This is a genomic window from Legionella nigrisilvae, from assembly GCF_977063395.2.
The window spans coordinates 1024147-1039139 of the sequence record NZ_CDRUGZ020000011.1 but is presented as its reverse complement, the minus strand read 5'-3'; the positions used below and the strand labels follow the sequence as shown (position 1 = coordinate 1039139).

Genomic DNA, 14993 nt, shown 5'->3' with positions numbered 1-14993 from the left:
TTCTCCTTTTTTATATAAAAATGATAGGACATAATATGTGGGAGCAGAATAAAAAAGAGTATTTAAAACGTCTGTCCAAAGTTAAGCCGTACCTGAAGGACACTAAATTTGTTGCAGCATGCGACCTAATCAACGTATTGTCCCAGCTCATTCACTCAGGTGATCGGGTATGTATCGAAGGAGATAACCAAAAGCAGGCTAATTTTTTGGCTGCGGCATTGACTCAATTGAATCCTTCCAAAATAAATCATTTACATATGATCCAATCCGCTATTGCCTTGGCCGAGCATCTCGATATTTTTGAAAAAGGAATAGCAGAACGAATTGATTTTGCTTATTCAGGACCTCAATCAATTCGTCTTGCGGATATGGTAAAAAATAAAAAAATCAAAATAGGAAATATTCATACTTATAATGAGCTATTTGGTAGGTTGGTTACTGATTTAACCCCCAATGTTTGTATGTTGATGGCTGATAAAGCAGATAAACAGGGCAATTTATTTACCGGAGCAAATACAGAAGAAACGCCCGCACTTATCGAAGCTACTAACTTTAAAAACGGCATAGTAATTGTTCAAGTCAATGAAGTGGTGCAACAATTACCGCGAGTCGATATTCCTGGAGATTGGGTTGATGTTATTGTTCAAGGTCCAGAACCCTCTTACATTGAACCACTTTTTACCCGGGATCCTGCACAAATAGATGAAGTGAAAATATTAATGGCGATGATGGTGATCAAAGGGATATATGCACCGTATCAAGTGAATCGATTAAATCATGGAGTGGGTTTCAATACCTGTGCCATTGAATTACTTTTGCCTACCTATGCGGCATCACTAGGGCTAAAAGGAAAAATATGCCAGCATTGGGTTGTAAATCCTTTACCTACCTTGATACCCGCTATTGAAGCAGGATTTGTAAAAACCATTTACCCGTTTGGGGGCGAAGTAGGTATGAATCGCTATGCGGCTGCTCGACCCGATATCTTTTTTACAGGTAAAGAAGGATGTTTGCGTTCGAATCGAATGTTAGGTCAGTTAGCGGGACATTATGCCTGTGATGTGTTTATCGGCGCAACATTGCAAATGGACCTTGAGGGAAACAGCTCTACAGCGGTTGAAGGTCGCATTGCAGGTTTTGGAGGGGCTCCAAATATGGGTTGTGATGCTCCTGGCCGGCGTCACTCCTCCTATGCTTGGTTAAAAGCAGGGCAAGAGCGCAGTGACGCTTTGGGAACAAAAATGCCTCGAGGAAGAAAATTGGTAATTCAAATGGTAGAAACATTCCAGAGTTCTACGCAGCCCACCTTTGTAGAAAAGCTGGATGCCTGGGCCTTGCAAAAATCAATGAATGCTGATTTGCCCGCCGTGATGATTTATGGAGATGATGTTAGTCATGTAGTAACCGAAGAAGGGATTGCTAATCTCCTTATGTGTCGAGATCTAGAAGAACGAGAACAGGCAATTCGTGGCATCGCAGGATATACTGAGATTGGAATGTTGCGGGATAGGAAAAAAGTGGATGAATTGCGTCAGCGAGGGGTCATTAAGCGTCCTGAAGATTTAGGAATTAAAACGTCCGATGCCACTCGAGATTTATTGTCAGCGAAATCGATTCGTGATCTTGTTGACTGTTCCAAGGGGCTATATGAACCGCCTGTAAAATTTAGAAATTGGTAGGACAATAATATGGAAATGATGGAATTTCGGTTTGCACTTTCTGGAGAACGTTTGCGAGGCAAAAAAACGATTTGTGGCGTTGTTGGCTCGGGTAATCTAGAAGTCATTATTGAGGAAAGTCCGAGTTCTGAAACACTATTTACGATTCAGACAGCAATTGAACATTACAAGCCTGTGTGGAAAATGGTCATCGGGGATTTTGTCAATCAATATCAACCCATTGGTTTGCAGTTTACTCTTAATGATAACGGAGCGACTCCCGCAGTTGTTTTATTACGTTTAAGTCAGGCATTGGCTGAATTTCAGGGTAACTGCAAAATAGGTACTAATTATGAAGAGCTTGATGCCCGTGAGCGAATTCAGGTTATTTTTGATGAGGGATCCTTTACTGAATGGCTCACTGATGAAAAGCAATACAGTCCTCATTTAGCTGCTTTAAATTTGCCAGGACAAGCCGATGACGGTATTGTCATCGGTTCGGCATTGTTGAAAAAAAATAAAGTAGTTGTTGCTGCCCAGCAAAAAGATTTCATGGGGGGGGCCGTTGGGGAAATTCATGGGGCAAAACTTACTGGTTTATTCAAAGCTGCAATTACAACCCAAGCTAAAGCAGTGATCCTCCTTATTGATAGCGGGGGTGTGCGGTTGCATGAAGCAAATGCAGGGGAGCTAGCAATTTCAGAAATAATTCGCGCTGTGTTCGAAGCACGCCATCATGGGATAACCACTATAGGTGTTGTTTGTGGAAGAAATGGTGCTTTTGGGGGTATGGGAATTATTTCTGCGTGTTTGGATTATCTTGTAATTAATGAAGTAGGACGCATTGGAGTCTCTGGCCCTGAGGTTATTCAAGCGGTCGCTGGAATTAAAGCGTTCAATTCCCAAGATAGGGCGTTGGTATGGCGTGTATATGGAGGTAAAACCCGTTATTTGCAGGATATTGCTCAAAGTTATGTGGGCTCAAATGTGGTCGCAATACGTTCTGAACTGATTGCAGGTCTTGATAAGTGTACTCCTTTGGATCTTAACTCTATAAAACAAAAGCATAACTTCTTAAAAAAACGTGTCCAGGAAACGCAGGGATACCAGGAAGAAGGAGCTTACCTTAATAAAGTTGCCCCAAAGTATGCTGCAACTCTTTTTGATATGAATGAAGAGGAATTTTTAAATGCAGCAAAAAGTATAAAATCGTAGCCCATCATCCCTCGCTGCGCTCGGGATGACGAGGTTTTCCGCTGTACGATTCATGCAGAAGGAATAAGAAAAAAATGATTGCATTAAAGGATCTTCTCAAACAGATATTTTCTCAGGAAATCAACTTAACAGAGAATCAATCTGTTGTTTACGGTCAGGGGACACTAAATAATGAACCGATTCATCTTCTTGGTGTAAAAGAATCAACTTTCCTGGGTGTAGAACAAGCGTTAATTATGGCTCAGCACCTAATCGATATTCTCGAGAGTCAATCAAAAGCTCCTGTTTTACTTTTAGTCGATGTTGCGGGGCAAGAATTAACTATGCGGGATGAATGGTTGGGGATGCAACAATATTTTGGCCATTTGCTTGAATGTCTGGAGTGTTTACGTCGCCAAGGAAATACTTTGATATCACTTGTGTATAATCAAGCATTAGGTGGCGCTTTTATTGCCTATGGCTTAATGGCAGATACCATTTTAGCCTTGCCCGATGCCCACTTGGCTGTGATGTGGCTGGAGGGCATTGCCAAGGTAACCAAAATAGAATTGAGTACACTTGAGGAGCTTAGTAAGACCCTACCTGTTTTTGCACCTGGCGTGCAAAATTTTTACGAACTTGGGGGAGTGCATGAGATCATAAATCCATCTGAACTTGCTGCAAAAATTGAAGGAGTTATTCAAAAAAATAGTAATAAGGATGATCGAGCACTATTGGGGTACAACCGGGGAGGCAGGAAGCTTGCTTATTCGATTATCAATAAAGTAGCCAATCATTTATGAATCCAAAACGACATCATTTAATTTATCTTCAACCTAATGCTGATTTTACTATTGCTTCATTTCATGAAGAGAAACAAATGATTGAAGAACAGGTTAGGCTTTGGCTGGTAAAAGGTTTGCCTTGTATTTATACCAGACAATTAGTTCCTCAAGAAACCGTCAGTCTTGGGGTAACTCTTTTGTTGGCTAATAAAAAACATCGAGTTGGTTTACGAGTTAATCCATCATTTGTGCGCCAACAAAGTCCACTTCCGCAACTCATCAAGATGGATAATTTTTTTTGCCGCTATTATGGAATCACGGAGTTATATCGTATTCTTGAATTGTATTTAATTTCTGATATCGCGGTGTACGGCTCATTTTTATTTCAATATTTAACCGAAGATTCTTTTGTTAGTCCGGATTCAGACCTAGATATACTTCTCAATTACCAAGGATATTCTCTAGTTGCCCTCCGCGAGTTAATTGACGCATTAACCCACAAATTTAATCGAGTGATTGATGGAGAGGTACGTTTTCCTGGTTTTGGTGATATTCCCATCAGAGAGTTACTCAATTTATCTGCAAAAAAGATGTTGTGTAAGAGTCTGCACAGGGTTAGATTATTATCAAGAATTGAACTTTATGAATACTATCCTATGTTGTGAACGCTCACTTGCCAAACTGGCGGTGCGAGCCCTATATTTTGAAGTTAAAGCCTATCCAAAACCTGGGTTAGTCAGTTTTGTGGATCCTGGTGCCCATCATGACATGAATGGTGAGACCTTTTACCGTAGCCTATTTACCTTACGGCATTACTTCTATCAACTTACAAAAAAGGGATTAATTAAAAATTCTTTTGCTGAATTAAAACAAGTGGCTATTAAGGCGGAACAGCGCATGCTGGAAAAAACGGGGGGAATCAACACCCATCGGGGGGCGATTTTTGCTTTGGGTATATTCTGTATTTCAGTGATGAGGTTGGCGCAGGAAAAGAAACAATTCACTCCTTTGGAGGTTCATCAGCAAATACTAAAAGATTGGCCAAAATATTTGGCGGACCATCTTGAACATCCCGAAAGCCACGGTGCATTAGTACGTCAGAAATATAAGGTGATTGATGCGAAGCAAATGGCGATGCAGGGTTATGATCTGATATTTCAATTACTACCAACCTTTATTTCACTTTTTATTGAGACTCAATCGTTGGATACAATTTGTTTATTTGCTTATTCAAAGCTTCTACTGCATGTGGATGATACCAACATTCTTCATAGAAAGGGTAAGTTGGGTTTAGATTATGCAAAAGAGAAGGCCGCAGAATTATTAGCAATTCAATGTGTGCAGACACGTCAAAAAAAGGCATTGGAATTACATCAACTTTTTTCCAAGTTAGGAATTAGTCCAGGGGGAGTGGCCGATTTAATCAGTGTATTATTATTTTTAGGACAATTGTTTTGCGACCAACTACGAGACTATTCTGATTCTAAAAAATTTTTAGAAAAGACAACTATACTATGATAAAAAGGCACCGCGTTTCTAGGATAATATCTTGAATAGGGAGAAAGTATATGGAACCTAGTAATAGTCTATCGCAAGCAGAAATTATACCTATTCTTTCTCGAGCCACTATTTTTACAGGTATCGGCTTTATTGAGCAAAAAATGCTTGCTGATAAATGTGTTATTGCTAACTATGGACCCGAAGAACTCGTTATAGAGCAAGGTGAAATAGGGGATAAGCTATATATTATTATTCGAGGTACTGTTCAAGTTTCTATAAAAACCCAATCTATGGGGTGGAAACGTATTAATACTTTGGGTCCAGGCGATGTGTTCGGGGAAATTGCAATTTTACGTAATATTCGAAGAACGGCGCGTATTAGTACCCTAACTGCTTGTCAGTTTCTTACGATTAATGCAAAGGATTTTTTGGGAGTTTATCAATATTTTCCTGCGCGAGCACGAGATAATATTCAATTGGTAGTGGCCAAGCGATTACAGGAAAGTGGAGCTCATGTGCGTTTGTAACTAGTCTTAGTATGTGTTTTACGCCAATTGACAATGCAGCCATGGATTTCAACTAACAACCAATGACCGCACCAGATATTGATAAAATGAATTGTGAGTTCCGGAAAGAAAATGGAAACAAATTTTATTAATATTATTTTAGGGTTTATAGAAGGATTTTGTTTAATAATTTCTCCTTGTATCTTACCGATTCTCCCTATTTTTTTAGCGGGTTCACTCTCCGGATCCAAAAAAAGACCTATGGGGATTATTGTTGGTTTTACTTTATTTTTTTCTTTATTAGTGTTCTTTTCTCATCAATTAGTGCGTTATTTAGATATTGATTTTAATTTAGTTCGAGAGATTGGTTATGCCATTTTGTTTCTTTTAGGCATTATCATGATTTCTAATTATTTAACTGAAATATTTGGGAAAATAACACAAGGGCTTACCCGTATAGGTAGCTTTTTTTCGGTTGCTAATAAACCCGAGGGTGGATTTTGGAATGGACTTTTTTTAGGAGGGATCATTGCAATTATTTGGACTCCTTGTGCAGGTCCCATTCTGGCTGCCATTATTGTGCAAACAGCTTTACAGGACACGACAATTATTAGTTTCTTTACGTTGATTGCGTTTGCTCTTGGAGCTGCAATTCCTATGTTTATTATTTCACTATATGGGAAAAAATTAATTAATACATTCACCTTTTTTAAAACACGAGCCACTCTTTTTCGTAAATTCTTAGGAGGGATAATTATTGCGAGTTTGGTGTATATGGTTTACTTTGAAGGAGGGGGCGTTTCATCTTCAGTGACTCCACAAACAGGAATTAAAACGTCAAATTCCCTTATCAATGGCTTATGGTTTACTTACCCAGCGCCACCCATCCAAGGTATTAGTGCCTGGATAAATTCGCCTCCTTTACGCTTAAATGATTTGCACGGAAAAGTAGTTTTAATCGATTTCTGGACCTATTCATGTATCAATTGTTTGCGCACCATACCTTACATCAAAGATTGGTATAATCGTTATCATGATAAAGGTTTAGTAATTATTGGTATTCATACGCCGGAATTTGATTTTGAAAAAAACTTAGATAATGTCAAAGCGGCGGTGAAGCGATATGGAATACTCTATCCGGTAGCACTTGATAATCAATTTGTAACCTGGAGGAATTATCAAAATCACTACTGGCCTGCGCATTATTTAATTAACGAAAAGGGCTATGTGGTGTACCGACATTTTGGTGAAGGTGAATATGATGTTATGGAGAATAACATCCGCTTTTTATTGGGGGTAAAAGATCTCAGCACTTTAAAATCTTTAAAAGGTATTTCTTTTAACCTTACCCAAACACCAGAAACCTATTTAGGGTATGCAAAAGCTGATCCTGAGTACAGTCCAGAGCTCATAAAAGATAAAACCAGCCAATATCATTTTTCCGATAAATTATCATCTAATGCATGGAGTTTGGATGGGCTATGGGAAGTTAACGCCCAAAACATTATATCTTCAGAAGCAAACGCTGCGTTAAAAATTCACTTTAATGCCCGGAAAGTTTATGCGGTTATGGGAAATAATACCGTAAATCCTATCACGGTTAAGGTCATAGTCACTGACCCATCCTCAGGAAAAAAATTACAAGAACGTACGATCGTTGTCGATAAATACTCCCTTTATGAGTTAATTTCGCAAAAAAAATTCACTAATGGATATTTACAAATTATTACTAGCGAGCCTGGAGTTAAAGTGTATACGTTTACCTTTGGAAGTTGATGATTCTTTCCTTATAAACCGTTCTGTTTCCCTGAGATCATGACTGAAATAATCAATAAATTATCTGTTCTTTATTTTTTAATAATGGAAAGAGTTTTTTTTACTTCAGCAACAATTTTTCCTTCTTTATCAGTTATAGGAATGATAAATTCTGAATCAATTTTTTTCGCTTCATTGACTTCATGCCGAATGTTTTCAACCTGTTGTGGAGAGAGTTTAAATTGTGCATAAAGGGTGCCTTTAGCAGGTATTTTATAACGAATTGACGCTGATTTATCCCAAACTACATACCCCTTCCCTAATAAATGCATTAACATCAACATATAAAAAGGATCAGTCATAGAATACATGGAGCCACCATAATGCGTTCCCACATAATTCTTGTTCCAAAAACGCATTTTCATCTGGACGACAATCTGACTACCATCAGAATGAAAACTTTTTACACTAATTCCAGCACCCCAAAATGGCGGCCAAAATCGTATCAGCCTTAATAGTGTTGAGAATTTCATTGGTTAATCCAGTTAAAATTAAAGGCTACAAAATCCTTATTTTTTATTTTAAATCAATTTCAATAAACATTATACTTCGTCCTCAACTCGATTTACTCTCCATGATCTATTAACTCATTCAGTCAATAAATTAAGGGATGCTTTGTGCTGATACGGCTTTTTCACAAAGTATGCGTAACGTAGATGCGATTTGTTTTAATTGTTGATCTTGTAAATGATATTTTTTACCTAATTGAATAGGATCAGTGAAGCTTAACCAAACCTGTCCCCGTTTATCTTCTGTAACCATGATTCGCAAGGGTAAATCAAGCGCAACGGCTGCATTTTCTTGCATCAATGCTGTTCCTTTCTCAGGATTACCTATGATCAGTACCTCAGTGGGTGGTAGTGTTTGATTCACCCTTTGAGCTTCACTACTGTGATCAATATGGGCAAATATTTTTCCCCCTTTTTGGGTAATCATGTCAGTGATTCGTTCTATAGTTTGAGATACTGAATAGGGGCTTTGCAGTGTTTGTGAACCTGCCCCTTCTGGAGCTGCCAGTTTAATATTAAATGCGGCTGCAATTTTACGGGCTAAGATATCTAAATCAAATAAATTCTCTTTGTTGGCTAAAAGAGTGACACATAAAAGCTCATCCGGTGCGGTAAAACGACTTAAAAAAGTTGAAAAACCAGGAACGTTGCCTTTTATTTCCATTAAGCCAGGATGGCCCGGGAATAACCAGCTCGCATTTCCGGGAATCACTGTATTATTATTTAAAGTAATACACTGATAGAGGAAATCCCTATGTTCTGCTTCTTTAATTAAAATACTTCCCGCCAGACCGATATCCCATCTGCTGATATTTTCTGCGGAAGCCATGATCCCACTATGCGCAAAAGTAGTTGTCCAAGTAAGCTCTGGAGCCGCCTTATTATCTGCTGTATAACCTACAGCGACCTCTATTGGATCTATATAAGAGGGGTTATGTAAAAACTCACTATGTTTAAAAGGGGTTGTTCCATTATTCACTTCATTGGCTATGGAAGAGGTATTTTTGATAAACGATGTGCATTTCAAACCAACGCGCTCAATCTGATTTTTGGTAACATAAGCTTCATAACTCATGCCACTGAGGTTTTCAATAATAATTCCTAGTAAATAATAATTTGAGGCACTGGGTTTCATTTTGGTGCCTGAAGTAAATAATAAATTTGGATCCTTAATTAAATTAAAAATCTCTTCAGGGTGATAATCTTTATGATATGAAAAACCTTCACATTCTGAATAGTCAGGTATGCCTGAACTGTGAGTTAATAATTGTCCAATGGTAACCGCTTGCCATTCTTGAGGTAAGGATGATATAGAAGCAGAAATCGGATCCTCTAAATGTAGTTTTCCTTCTTCAAGTAATTGCATTATAGCTACCGCAGTAAAAGCATGCGTTAATTGTCCAACAGGAAAGAGAGTATGAGGGGACACAAGAAGCTTTTTTTCTGTATTCGCAAGCCCATAGCCAATCACCCGAGTAATATAAGGCGCTTGTACAATGGCTAAAGACATTCCAGGAATGTTATTTTCTTCCATATATTCAATGATGAGATCATCTACAGAATGACCTTGGTACAGAGTATGAAAATCGCCGCGTCCACTACCTGAACGAGTATTCATTATTATTCCTTTGCTTGATCCAAAAACTATTTTTAGTATAGATGAGGATTCAGGAGTTGTAACTTTGCTTAGACGGTATCCTTTGACTAGTTTCTCGACCTTTTTTCTAACTGTTTATCTGTTCCTATTATTTACTTGGGATACCCGTGGTAAAAGAGAAATACAAGAGGTATCCTAATTTCTGTGATTAACTAAGTACTGCAAAATTAATGAGTATTAACATGATAAGAATTGAACTTCTGCAAAATAATCTTAATGCGATCCCTGAACTTGCTCTAATGTGGCAAGAAGGACTTGGAAAAATTTGGTTACCTGGTGTGCCCCTCCACGTTGTTGAACAGCGTTTTCTTGAGCATGCAAATAATGAAACCTTGCCAATGACCTTTGTGGCATTTGATGAGGAAAAAGCAGTGGGCATGTGCAGTTTACGTGAAAATGATGGGATACGCCCAGATTTAATGCCATGGCTAGGCTCTTTAACTGTAAAACCCGAGTATCAAAGACAAGGACTAGGTCAACGACTTATTGATGTTACTAAAGAACAAGCAAAAAAAATGGGATATGAAGTACTTTATCTCTTTGCTTTTGATCGAACAATCCCAAGCTATTACCAATCATTAGGATGGAACATTATAGGTAAAGACACCTTCAAAGGACATCCTGTAACTGTAATGGAAATCATAATATAAACCTTAATGATCTTCCAAATATACCCTTAGTAATCCTAGGATGGGCATTAATAGAACCCGGGTTTCTTAAATTGGTAAATTTGTTTTTTTGCGTTTTTTATAATTCTTTACTAGCCTTTAGTTTGCAATAAAGAAGATTTTTATTAGCAAAAATTATAAAGGAGAACAAAATGAACCAGAATATTTTTCAAGGTAAATGGATGGAAATTAAAGGTCAAATGAAGCAATTTTGGGGCAAACTCACTGATGATGACCTTAAACAAATTGAAGGCAACCAAGAAGAAATTTTTGGAAAATTAAGAAAACATTATGGTTATAGTGAAGAAGAAGCTAAAAAAGCAGTGAAAGACTTCCAAAACAAAATTCATCATTAATAGTTAGTTAGGAATTTAAAAGGAGTTTTAAAATGGAGAACAGAGGAATTGTAAAATCCGGAGAGATTACTGGGGCTAAAGTTATGAATTCTGCCCATGAAGACCTAGGTGAAATAGCCGAAGTTGTTATAGATAAAGAATCCGGAAAAGTGAATTATCTGGTATTAGATTTTGGAGGCTTTTTAGGCTTTGGAAACAAGTTTTTTGCTGTGCCCTGGAATTTATTTTTATACAATAATAAAGAAGACTGCTTTGTTCTAAATGTGGATAAAGAGCGTTTGAAGAAAGCCCCAGGTTTTGATAAAGACCATTGGCCCAATTTTTCTGCAGCTGAATTTAAAACTACGATATCAGGTTTTTATACTGGAGATAGACAATGAAAATTTTATCAGGACTCTTATTTAGTACGCTCGTTTGTTTCTCTGTAGCTTCATTTGCAAATGATGAAGCAACGAGTTCGAATTCTAAAACTAAAACTTCAATGAGTTCAAATTGGGTTTGTACTACCAATGCAAGCTCTAGTGATAAAAAAGCAGATCAAGATGCTGATAAGAGAATGTCAGAGCATGCTGGTTCTGCTGCTAAATCATTTTCTTTTGCACAAAAGCATTGTAGAGACTGTACACAAATCACATGCGACATCAAAAAATAGTCCAATTTACCTGCATTCTTTACAAGAATGCGGGTAATTTCTCTTAAAAATTATTGTTTTTCAAATAATTAAGTGTATTCCTTAGTTCACCTTGATTTACAAATCAATTATTTTTTAAATTGATTTGAAGAATTAAATAATTCTTCCTATGCTAAAAAGAGTTTTCAGTAATTCATTATATGCCAAAGGAATGCTAATGAACATTTTAAAAACCCAAGTTTTGAAAGGTCCGAATTATTGGTCGAACTACAGAAAAGAACTCATAGTTATCAAACTTGACTTAGGGAAATATGAAGAACTTCCCACAAATCGGTTAATTGGGTTTAAGGAGCGATTGATACAAAATCTACCTAGTTTAGACAAGCATCGTTGTTCTTTAGGCGTTGAAGGTGGATTTCTAAAACGTATAGAAGAAGGCACTTGGTTGGGTCATGTGATTGAACATATTGCCTTGGAGTTACAGTGCCTTGCAGGAATGGACTGTGGTTTTGGCAGAACTTATGGAACTAATGAGTATGGTGTTTATCATGTCATATATGCATACCAAATTGAAGAAGCGGGCTTGTATGCGGGACAGGTTGCAGTCAATTTCATTCATTCCCTAGCTGAAGGTAAAGAATATCCCCTTGATGAGGCAATTAATCATTTAAAAGAAATTTTTAAACAAAAAGGCTTGGGTCCTAGTACTAGGGCGCTGATAGAAGAAGCGACGAAACGCAAAATACCTTGGAAACGTCATGAGAATACTTCGTTAATTACACTGGGATATGGTCGAAACCAAAAAAAAATTTGGGCTTCAGTGTCTTCTAAAACGAGTTCTATTGGTGTCGATATTGCTTCTGATAAAGAACTTACAAAGCAAATTCTTAATTCAAATCTAATCCCTACGCCAAAAGGATTAATTATTAGTTCTGAAGACGAACTACACGATGCAATAGAATATTTAGGATTCCCATTAGTAATAAAGCCCCACAACGGAAATCATGGAAAAGGTGTAACTACGAATATTACTGATCTCAATAAAGCAATTTTCGGTTATGAGCTCGCGAAAAAAATCTCTAATGAATTGATAATTGAGCGATTTACTGTTGGAGAGGATTATCGATTTTTAGTAGTCAACTATAAAGTAGTTGCGGTTGCAAAACGTACCCCCGCTCAAGTTAAAGGGGACGGAAGACTTACAATTCGCCAATTAATTCAACAAGCGAATGAAGATCCTAATCGGGGTGAATCTCATGAAAATGTACTGACCACAATTAAGATTGATGAAGCTACTTTTTCTATTTTAAAACAAAATAATCTAACTTTAGAAAGCATTTTACCTAAGGATCATATTTTAGATCTAAAAGAAACTGCCAATTTAAGTTCAGGCGGCACAGCTAAAGATGTTACGGATATCGTTCATCCTTTTAATATTTTTCTTGCAGAGCGTGTTGCGAGACTTATGAATTTGGATATTTGTGGAATCGATGTAATCGCAAAGGACATCTGTTCTCCTATCAATGAAAATAATGGAGCGATTATTGAAGTAAATGCGGGACCAGGTTTGAGAATGCATTTATCTCCTAATGAGGGTACGCCACGCAATGTTGCAGAACCTATTATAAATATGCTTTATCCGTCTAATTTGACTTCACGAATCCCAATAGTTGCAGTTACAGGAACTAACGGAAAAACATCTGTTGTGCGAATCATTGCTCATCTTGCTCGTTGTGCGAATCATTACACAGGACATACTACTACGGATGGGATTTATATTAATAATAAGCTCATCTTTAGCGGGGATTGTAGTGGACCTACAAGCGCACAAGTAGTTTTGTATGATCCAGAAGTAGATTACGCAGTCTTAGAATGTGCGCGAGGCGGGATTTTACGTTCCGGCTTGGGATTTGATGAGTCAGATATTAGTGTGATTACTAATATCACCGGGGATCATTTGGGATTAAATGACATCCATACTCTTGAAGAATTGGCGGAGGTGAAAGCCGTTGTTGCACGGAGTACAAAAGATACAGGTTATGCAATTTTAAATGCGGATGACGATTTAACCTATGATATAAGGAATGATTTAACATGCAACATTGCCTTATTTAGTATGTTTGAAAATCCAAGAATTAGGAAACATTGTAGTTTAGGTGGGTTGGCCGCGTACATGGCTCAAGGAAGTATCGTAATACAAAGGGGATCGGAGCGGACAGTTTTAGCAGATATAAAATCAATACCTCTTAGTTTTCAAGGCAATGCTACCGCTATGATCATGAATATATTAGCAGCCACATTAGCTGGAGTGGTAAGTCATTTTTCGATAGAAAAAATAAAAGAAGCGCTCCAAATTTTCTATCCTACTGTTGAAAATCTTCCAGGTAGAATGAATCTGTTTAAATTTCCTCATTGCCAAGTGATGGTCGATTACGCTCATAACGAAGGAGCATTTTGCGAATTAAAAAATTATCTTCATTCACTGCACTGTGCTAAAAAAATAGGAATCATCGGAGTGGTGGGCGATCGGCGCGATGAAGATATTGAACAATTAGGTTACCAAATCGCTTCTATGTTTGATGAGATTGTCATTCGTCATGATAAGGACGGAAGAGGAAGAACACATCATGAAATGAATCGTCTTCTTGTTGCAGGCATACTTCGTTCTGATTTCAAACCCTCATTAAATATTATTTCAGATGAGATTGAGGCAATTGAGCATATGATGGCCATAGCTGAGCCAAATACGTTTATTTTTTGCGCCGTTGAGGATGTATTTGAAACAACTAATTTCCTCAAGAAAAAGGAAAAACAGGCGATGCTGGTGAACGAGGTTTATAATGACACCCAAAGCTAAGTTATTGATCATTGGAGGAGCGGAGGACAAGGGTGATGAGGAGCCTTTAGATATATTAGAGCAAAAAAAAGAATTTACTCGGTATGAAATCCTCAATGAATTATTGCCGCCCTCGAATAAGAAAATTGAAATTATTACCACTGGTTCTGAAATTCAGGATGAGGTAAAAAAAATCTATCAAAAAGTTTTTCAGAACATGGGTTATAACAATATAGGATTTCTTCCTATAAAAAAAAGAAGTGAAGCACGCCAAGATGAATATTTAAAAAGAGCAAAAGATGCTGGCGCTATTTTTTTTACGGGAGGGGACCAATTTCGTTTGTCCACGATATTAGGTGGAACCCCTATTGTCGATATTCTTAAAGAAAGATATCTGAAGGACAGTGAGTTTATAATTGCTGGTACCAGTGCCGGGGCAATGGTGATGGGAACCGTTATGATTACTGGTGGGGGATTATCAGAGGCTTTAAGATATCGAAATTTACTCACTTCTTCAGGTTTAGGAATTTTACAGTCTTGTGTTATTGATACACATTTTATCAAAAGAGGACGATTTAGTCGTCTTGCGCATGCCATTATTATGAACCCAGAACAATTAGGTATTGGTCTAGGCGAAGATACTGCCCTGGTAATTCGAAATGGATCCAATGCTGAATGTTATGGTTCAGGCATGGTGGTTATCATTGATGGGAGAAATATTGATCAAACGAATATTACAGAGGTTGAAGAAGGAGAGCCCGTATTTGTTGAAAATCTGATAGTCCATCTTCTGGTTAAAGGATGCCAATTTTCAATTGCTGATCGCACGCTGGCAAATCCTGCAATCCCTGTAAGTAAACAATCAAAGTGACGGAATG

At 37.6% G+C, this 14993-nt stretch carries 15 protein-coding genes; 13 read left to right on the top strand and 2 right to left on the bottom strand.

Features of this window, described 5'->3' with window-relative positions:
• Positions 1 to 35 precede the first annotated feature (35 nt).
• From mdcA to ACWTE2_RS04630, 7 genes are all read left to right on the top strand, one after another.
• The gene (gene mdcA / locus ACWTE2_RS04660; RefSeq protein ID WP_454784353.1) at positions 36 to 1679 is read left to right on the top strand and encodes a malonate decarboxylase subunit alpha; all 1644 of its coding nucleotides are present in this window, start codon (positions 36 to 38) and stop codon (positions 1677 to 1679) included.
• 9 nt (positions 1680 to 1688) lie between these two features.
• Complete coding sequence (locus ACWTE2_RS04655; protein ID WP_454784352.1) at positions 1689 to 2873, top strand: biotin-independent malonate decarboxylase subunit beta; 1185 nt, start codon at positions 1689 to 1691, stop codon at positions 2871 to 2873.
• Between the two features lie 74 nt (positions 2874 to 2947).
• Positions 2948 to 3655 carry a biotin-independent malonate decarboxylase subunit gamma gene (locus ACWTE2_RS04650; RefSeq protein ID WP_454784351.1) on the top strand — a complete coding sequence of 236 codons (708 nt, stop codon included), beginning with the start codon at positions 2948 to 2950 and terminating at the stop codon, positions 3653 to 3655.
• Positions 3652 to 4302, top strand: coding sequence for a phosphoribosyl-dephospho-CoA transferase MdcG domain-containing protein (locus ACWTE2_RS04645; protein WP_454784350.1), 651 nt, complete (start codon positions 3652 to 3654; stop codon positions 4300 to 4302). The genes ACWTE2_RS04650 and ACWTE2_RS04645 overlap by 4 nt, the downstream gene beginning before the upstream one ends.
• Positions 4280 to 5155 (top strand): triphosphoribosyl-dephospho-CoA synthase, encoded by an 876-nt coding sequence (locus ACWTE2_RS04640; protein ID WP_454784349.1) that lies wholly within the window; start codon positions 4280 to 4282, stop codon positions 5153 to 5155. Before ACWTE2_RS04645 ends, ACWTE2_RS04640 begins: the two co-directional genes overlap by 23 nt.
• Positions 5156 to 5205: 50 nt before the next feature.
• The gene (locus ACWTE2_RS04635; RefSeq protein ID WP_182391327.1) at positions 5206 to 5664 is read left to right on the top strand and encodes a cyclic nucleotide-binding domain-containing protein; all 459 of its coding nucleotides are present in this window, start codon (positions 5206 to 5208) and stop codon (positions 5662 to 5664) included.
• A gap of 111 nt (positions 5665 to 5775) precedes the next feature.
• Positions 5776 to 7419 carry a cytochrome c biogenesis protein DipZ gene (locus tag ACWTE2_RS04630; RefSeq protein WP_454784348.1) on the top strand — a complete coding sequence of 548 codons (1644 nt, stop codon included), beginning with the start codon at positions 5776 to 5778 and terminating at the stop codon, positions 7417 to 7419.
• Between the two features lie 71 nt (positions 7420 to 7490).
• Here the strand turns inward: ACWTE2_RS04630 and ACWTE2_RS04625 are convergent, their stop codons facing one another.
• A complete protein-coding gene (locus ACWTE2_RS04625; RefSeq protein WP_182391325.1) occupies positions 7491 to 7931 on the bottom strand; it encodes a DUF4442 domain-containing protein in 441 nt (146 codons plus the stop codon).
• Between the two features lie 130 nt (positions 7932 to 8061).
• Positions 8062 to 9585: a serine hydrolase gene (locus tag ACWTE2_RS04620; RefSeq protein ID WP_454784347.1), complete on the bottom strand. Its 1524-nt coding sequence runs from the start codon at positions 9583 to 9585 to the stop codon at positions 8062 to 8064.
• Between the two features lie 221 nt (positions 9586 to 9806).
• Between ACWTE2_RS04620 and ACWTE2_RS04615 the strand changes: the two genes are divergently transcribed.
• The 6 genes from ACWTE2_RS04615 to ACWTE2_RS04590 all read left to right on the top strand — a co-directional run bounded on the left by ACWTE2_RS04615 (position 9807) and on the right by ACWTE2_RS04590 (position 14986).
• Positions 9807 to 10274, top strand: a complete 468-nt coding sequence (locus tag ACWTE2_RS04615) for a GNAT family N-acetyltransferase (RefSeq protein ID WP_454784346.1) — start codon at positions 9807 to 9809, stop codon at positions 10272 to 10274.
• Between the two features lie 170 nt (positions 10275 to 10444).
• Positions 10445 to 10648: a CsbD family protein gene (locus ACWTE2_RS04610; RefSeq protein WP_182391322.1), complete on the top strand. Its 204-nt coding sequence runs from the start codon at positions 10445 to 10447 to the stop codon at positions 10646 to 10648.
• Between the two features lie 32 nt (positions 10649 to 10680).
• On the top strand, positions 10681 to 11028 hold the full coding sequence (locus tag ACWTE2_RS04605; RefSeq protein WP_182391321.1) for a PRC-barrel domain-containing protein: 348 nt from the start codon (positions 10681 to 10683) through the stop codon (positions 11026 to 11028).
• Entirely contained in the window at positions 11025 to 11300 is a 276-nt protein-coding gene (locus tag ACWTE2_RS04600) for a hypothetical protein (RefSeq protein ID WP_454784345.1), read from the top strand. Before ACWTE2_RS04605 ends, ACWTE2_RS04600 begins: the two co-directional genes overlap by 4 nt.
• A gap of 196 nt (positions 11301 to 11496) precedes the next feature.
• On the top strand, positions 11497 to 14136 hold the full coding sequence (cphA, locus tag ACWTE2_RS04595) for a cyanophycin synthetase (protein WP_454784344.1): 2640 nt from the start codon (positions 11497 to 11499) through the stop codon (positions 14134 to 14136).
• On the top strand, positions 14120 to 14986 hold the full coding sequence (locus tag ACWTE2_RS04590; protein ID WP_182391318.1) for a cyanophycinase: 867 nt from the start codon (positions 14120 to 14122) through the stop codon (positions 14984 to 14986). The genes cphA and ACWTE2_RS04590 overlap by 17 nt, the downstream gene beginning before the upstream one ends.
• Positions 14987 to 14993: the final 7 nt, after the last annotated feature.

What these genes read in the sequence shown, in the direction of transcription:
- mdcA (WP_454784353.1), top strand. Translation starts at nt 36, where the DNA reads ATGTGGGAGCAGAATAAAAAAGAGTATTTAAAACGTCTGTCCAAAGTT.
- ACWTE2_RS04655 (WP_454784352.1), top strand. Translation starts at nt 1,689, where the DNA reads ATGGAAATGATGGAATTTCGGTTTGCACTTTCTGGAGAACGTTTGCGA.
- ACWTE2_RS04650 (WP_454784351.1), top strand. Translation starts at nt 2,948, where the DNA reads ATGATTGCATTAAAGGATCTTCTCAAACAGATATTTTCTCAGGAAATC.
- ACWTE2_RS04645 (WP_454784350.1), top strand. Translation starts at nt 3,652, where the DNA reads ATGAATCCAAAACGACATCATTTAATTTATCTTCAACCTAATGCTGAT.
- ACWTE2_RS04640 (WP_454784349.1), top strand. Translation starts at nt 4,280, where the DNA reads ATGAATACTATCCTATGTTGTGAACGCTCACTTGCCAAACTGGCGGTG.
- ACWTE2_RS04635 (WP_182391327.1), top strand. Translation starts at nt 5,206, where the DNA reads ATGGAACCTAGTAATAGTCTATCGCAAGCAGAAATTATACCTATTCTT.
- ACWTE2_RS04630 (WP_454784348.1), top strand. Translation starts at nt 5,776, where the DNA reads ATGGAAACAAATTTTATTAATATTATTTTAGGGTTTATAGAAGGATTT.
- ACWTE2_RS04625 (WP_182391325.1), bottom strand. Translation starts at nt 7,931, where the DNA reads ATGAAATTCTCAACACTATTAAGGCTGATACGATTTTGGCCGCCATTT.
- ACWTE2_RS04620 (WP_454784347.1), bottom strand. Translation starts at nt 9,585, where the DNA reads ATGAATACTCGTTCAGGTAGTGGACGCGGCGATTTTCATACTCTGTAC.
- ACWTE2_RS04615 (WP_454784346.1), top strand. Translation starts at nt 9,807, where the DNA reads ATGATAAGAATTGAACTTCTGCAAAATAATCTTAATGCGATCCCTGAA.
- ACWTE2_RS04610 (WP_182391322.1), top strand. Translation starts at nt 10,445, where the DNA reads ATGAACCAGAATATTTTTCAAGGTAAATGGATGGAAATTAAAGGTCAA.
- ACWTE2_RS04605 (WP_182391321.1), top strand. Translation starts at nt 10,681, where the DNA reads ATGGAGAACAGAGGAATTGTAAAATCCGGAGAGATTACTGGGGCTAAA.
- ACWTE2_RS04600 (WP_454784345.1), top strand. Translation starts at nt 11,025, where the DNA reads ATGAAAATTTTATCAGGACTCTTATTTAGTACGCTCGTTTGTTTCTCT.
- cphA (WP_454784344.1), top strand. Translation starts at nt 11,497, where the DNA reads ATGAACATTTTAAAAACCCAAGTTTTGAAAGGTCCGAATTATTGGTCG.
- ACWTE2_RS04590 (WP_182391318.1), top strand. Translation starts at nt 14,120, where the DNA reads ATGACACCCAAAGCTAAGTTATTGATCATTGGAGGAGCGGAGGACAAG.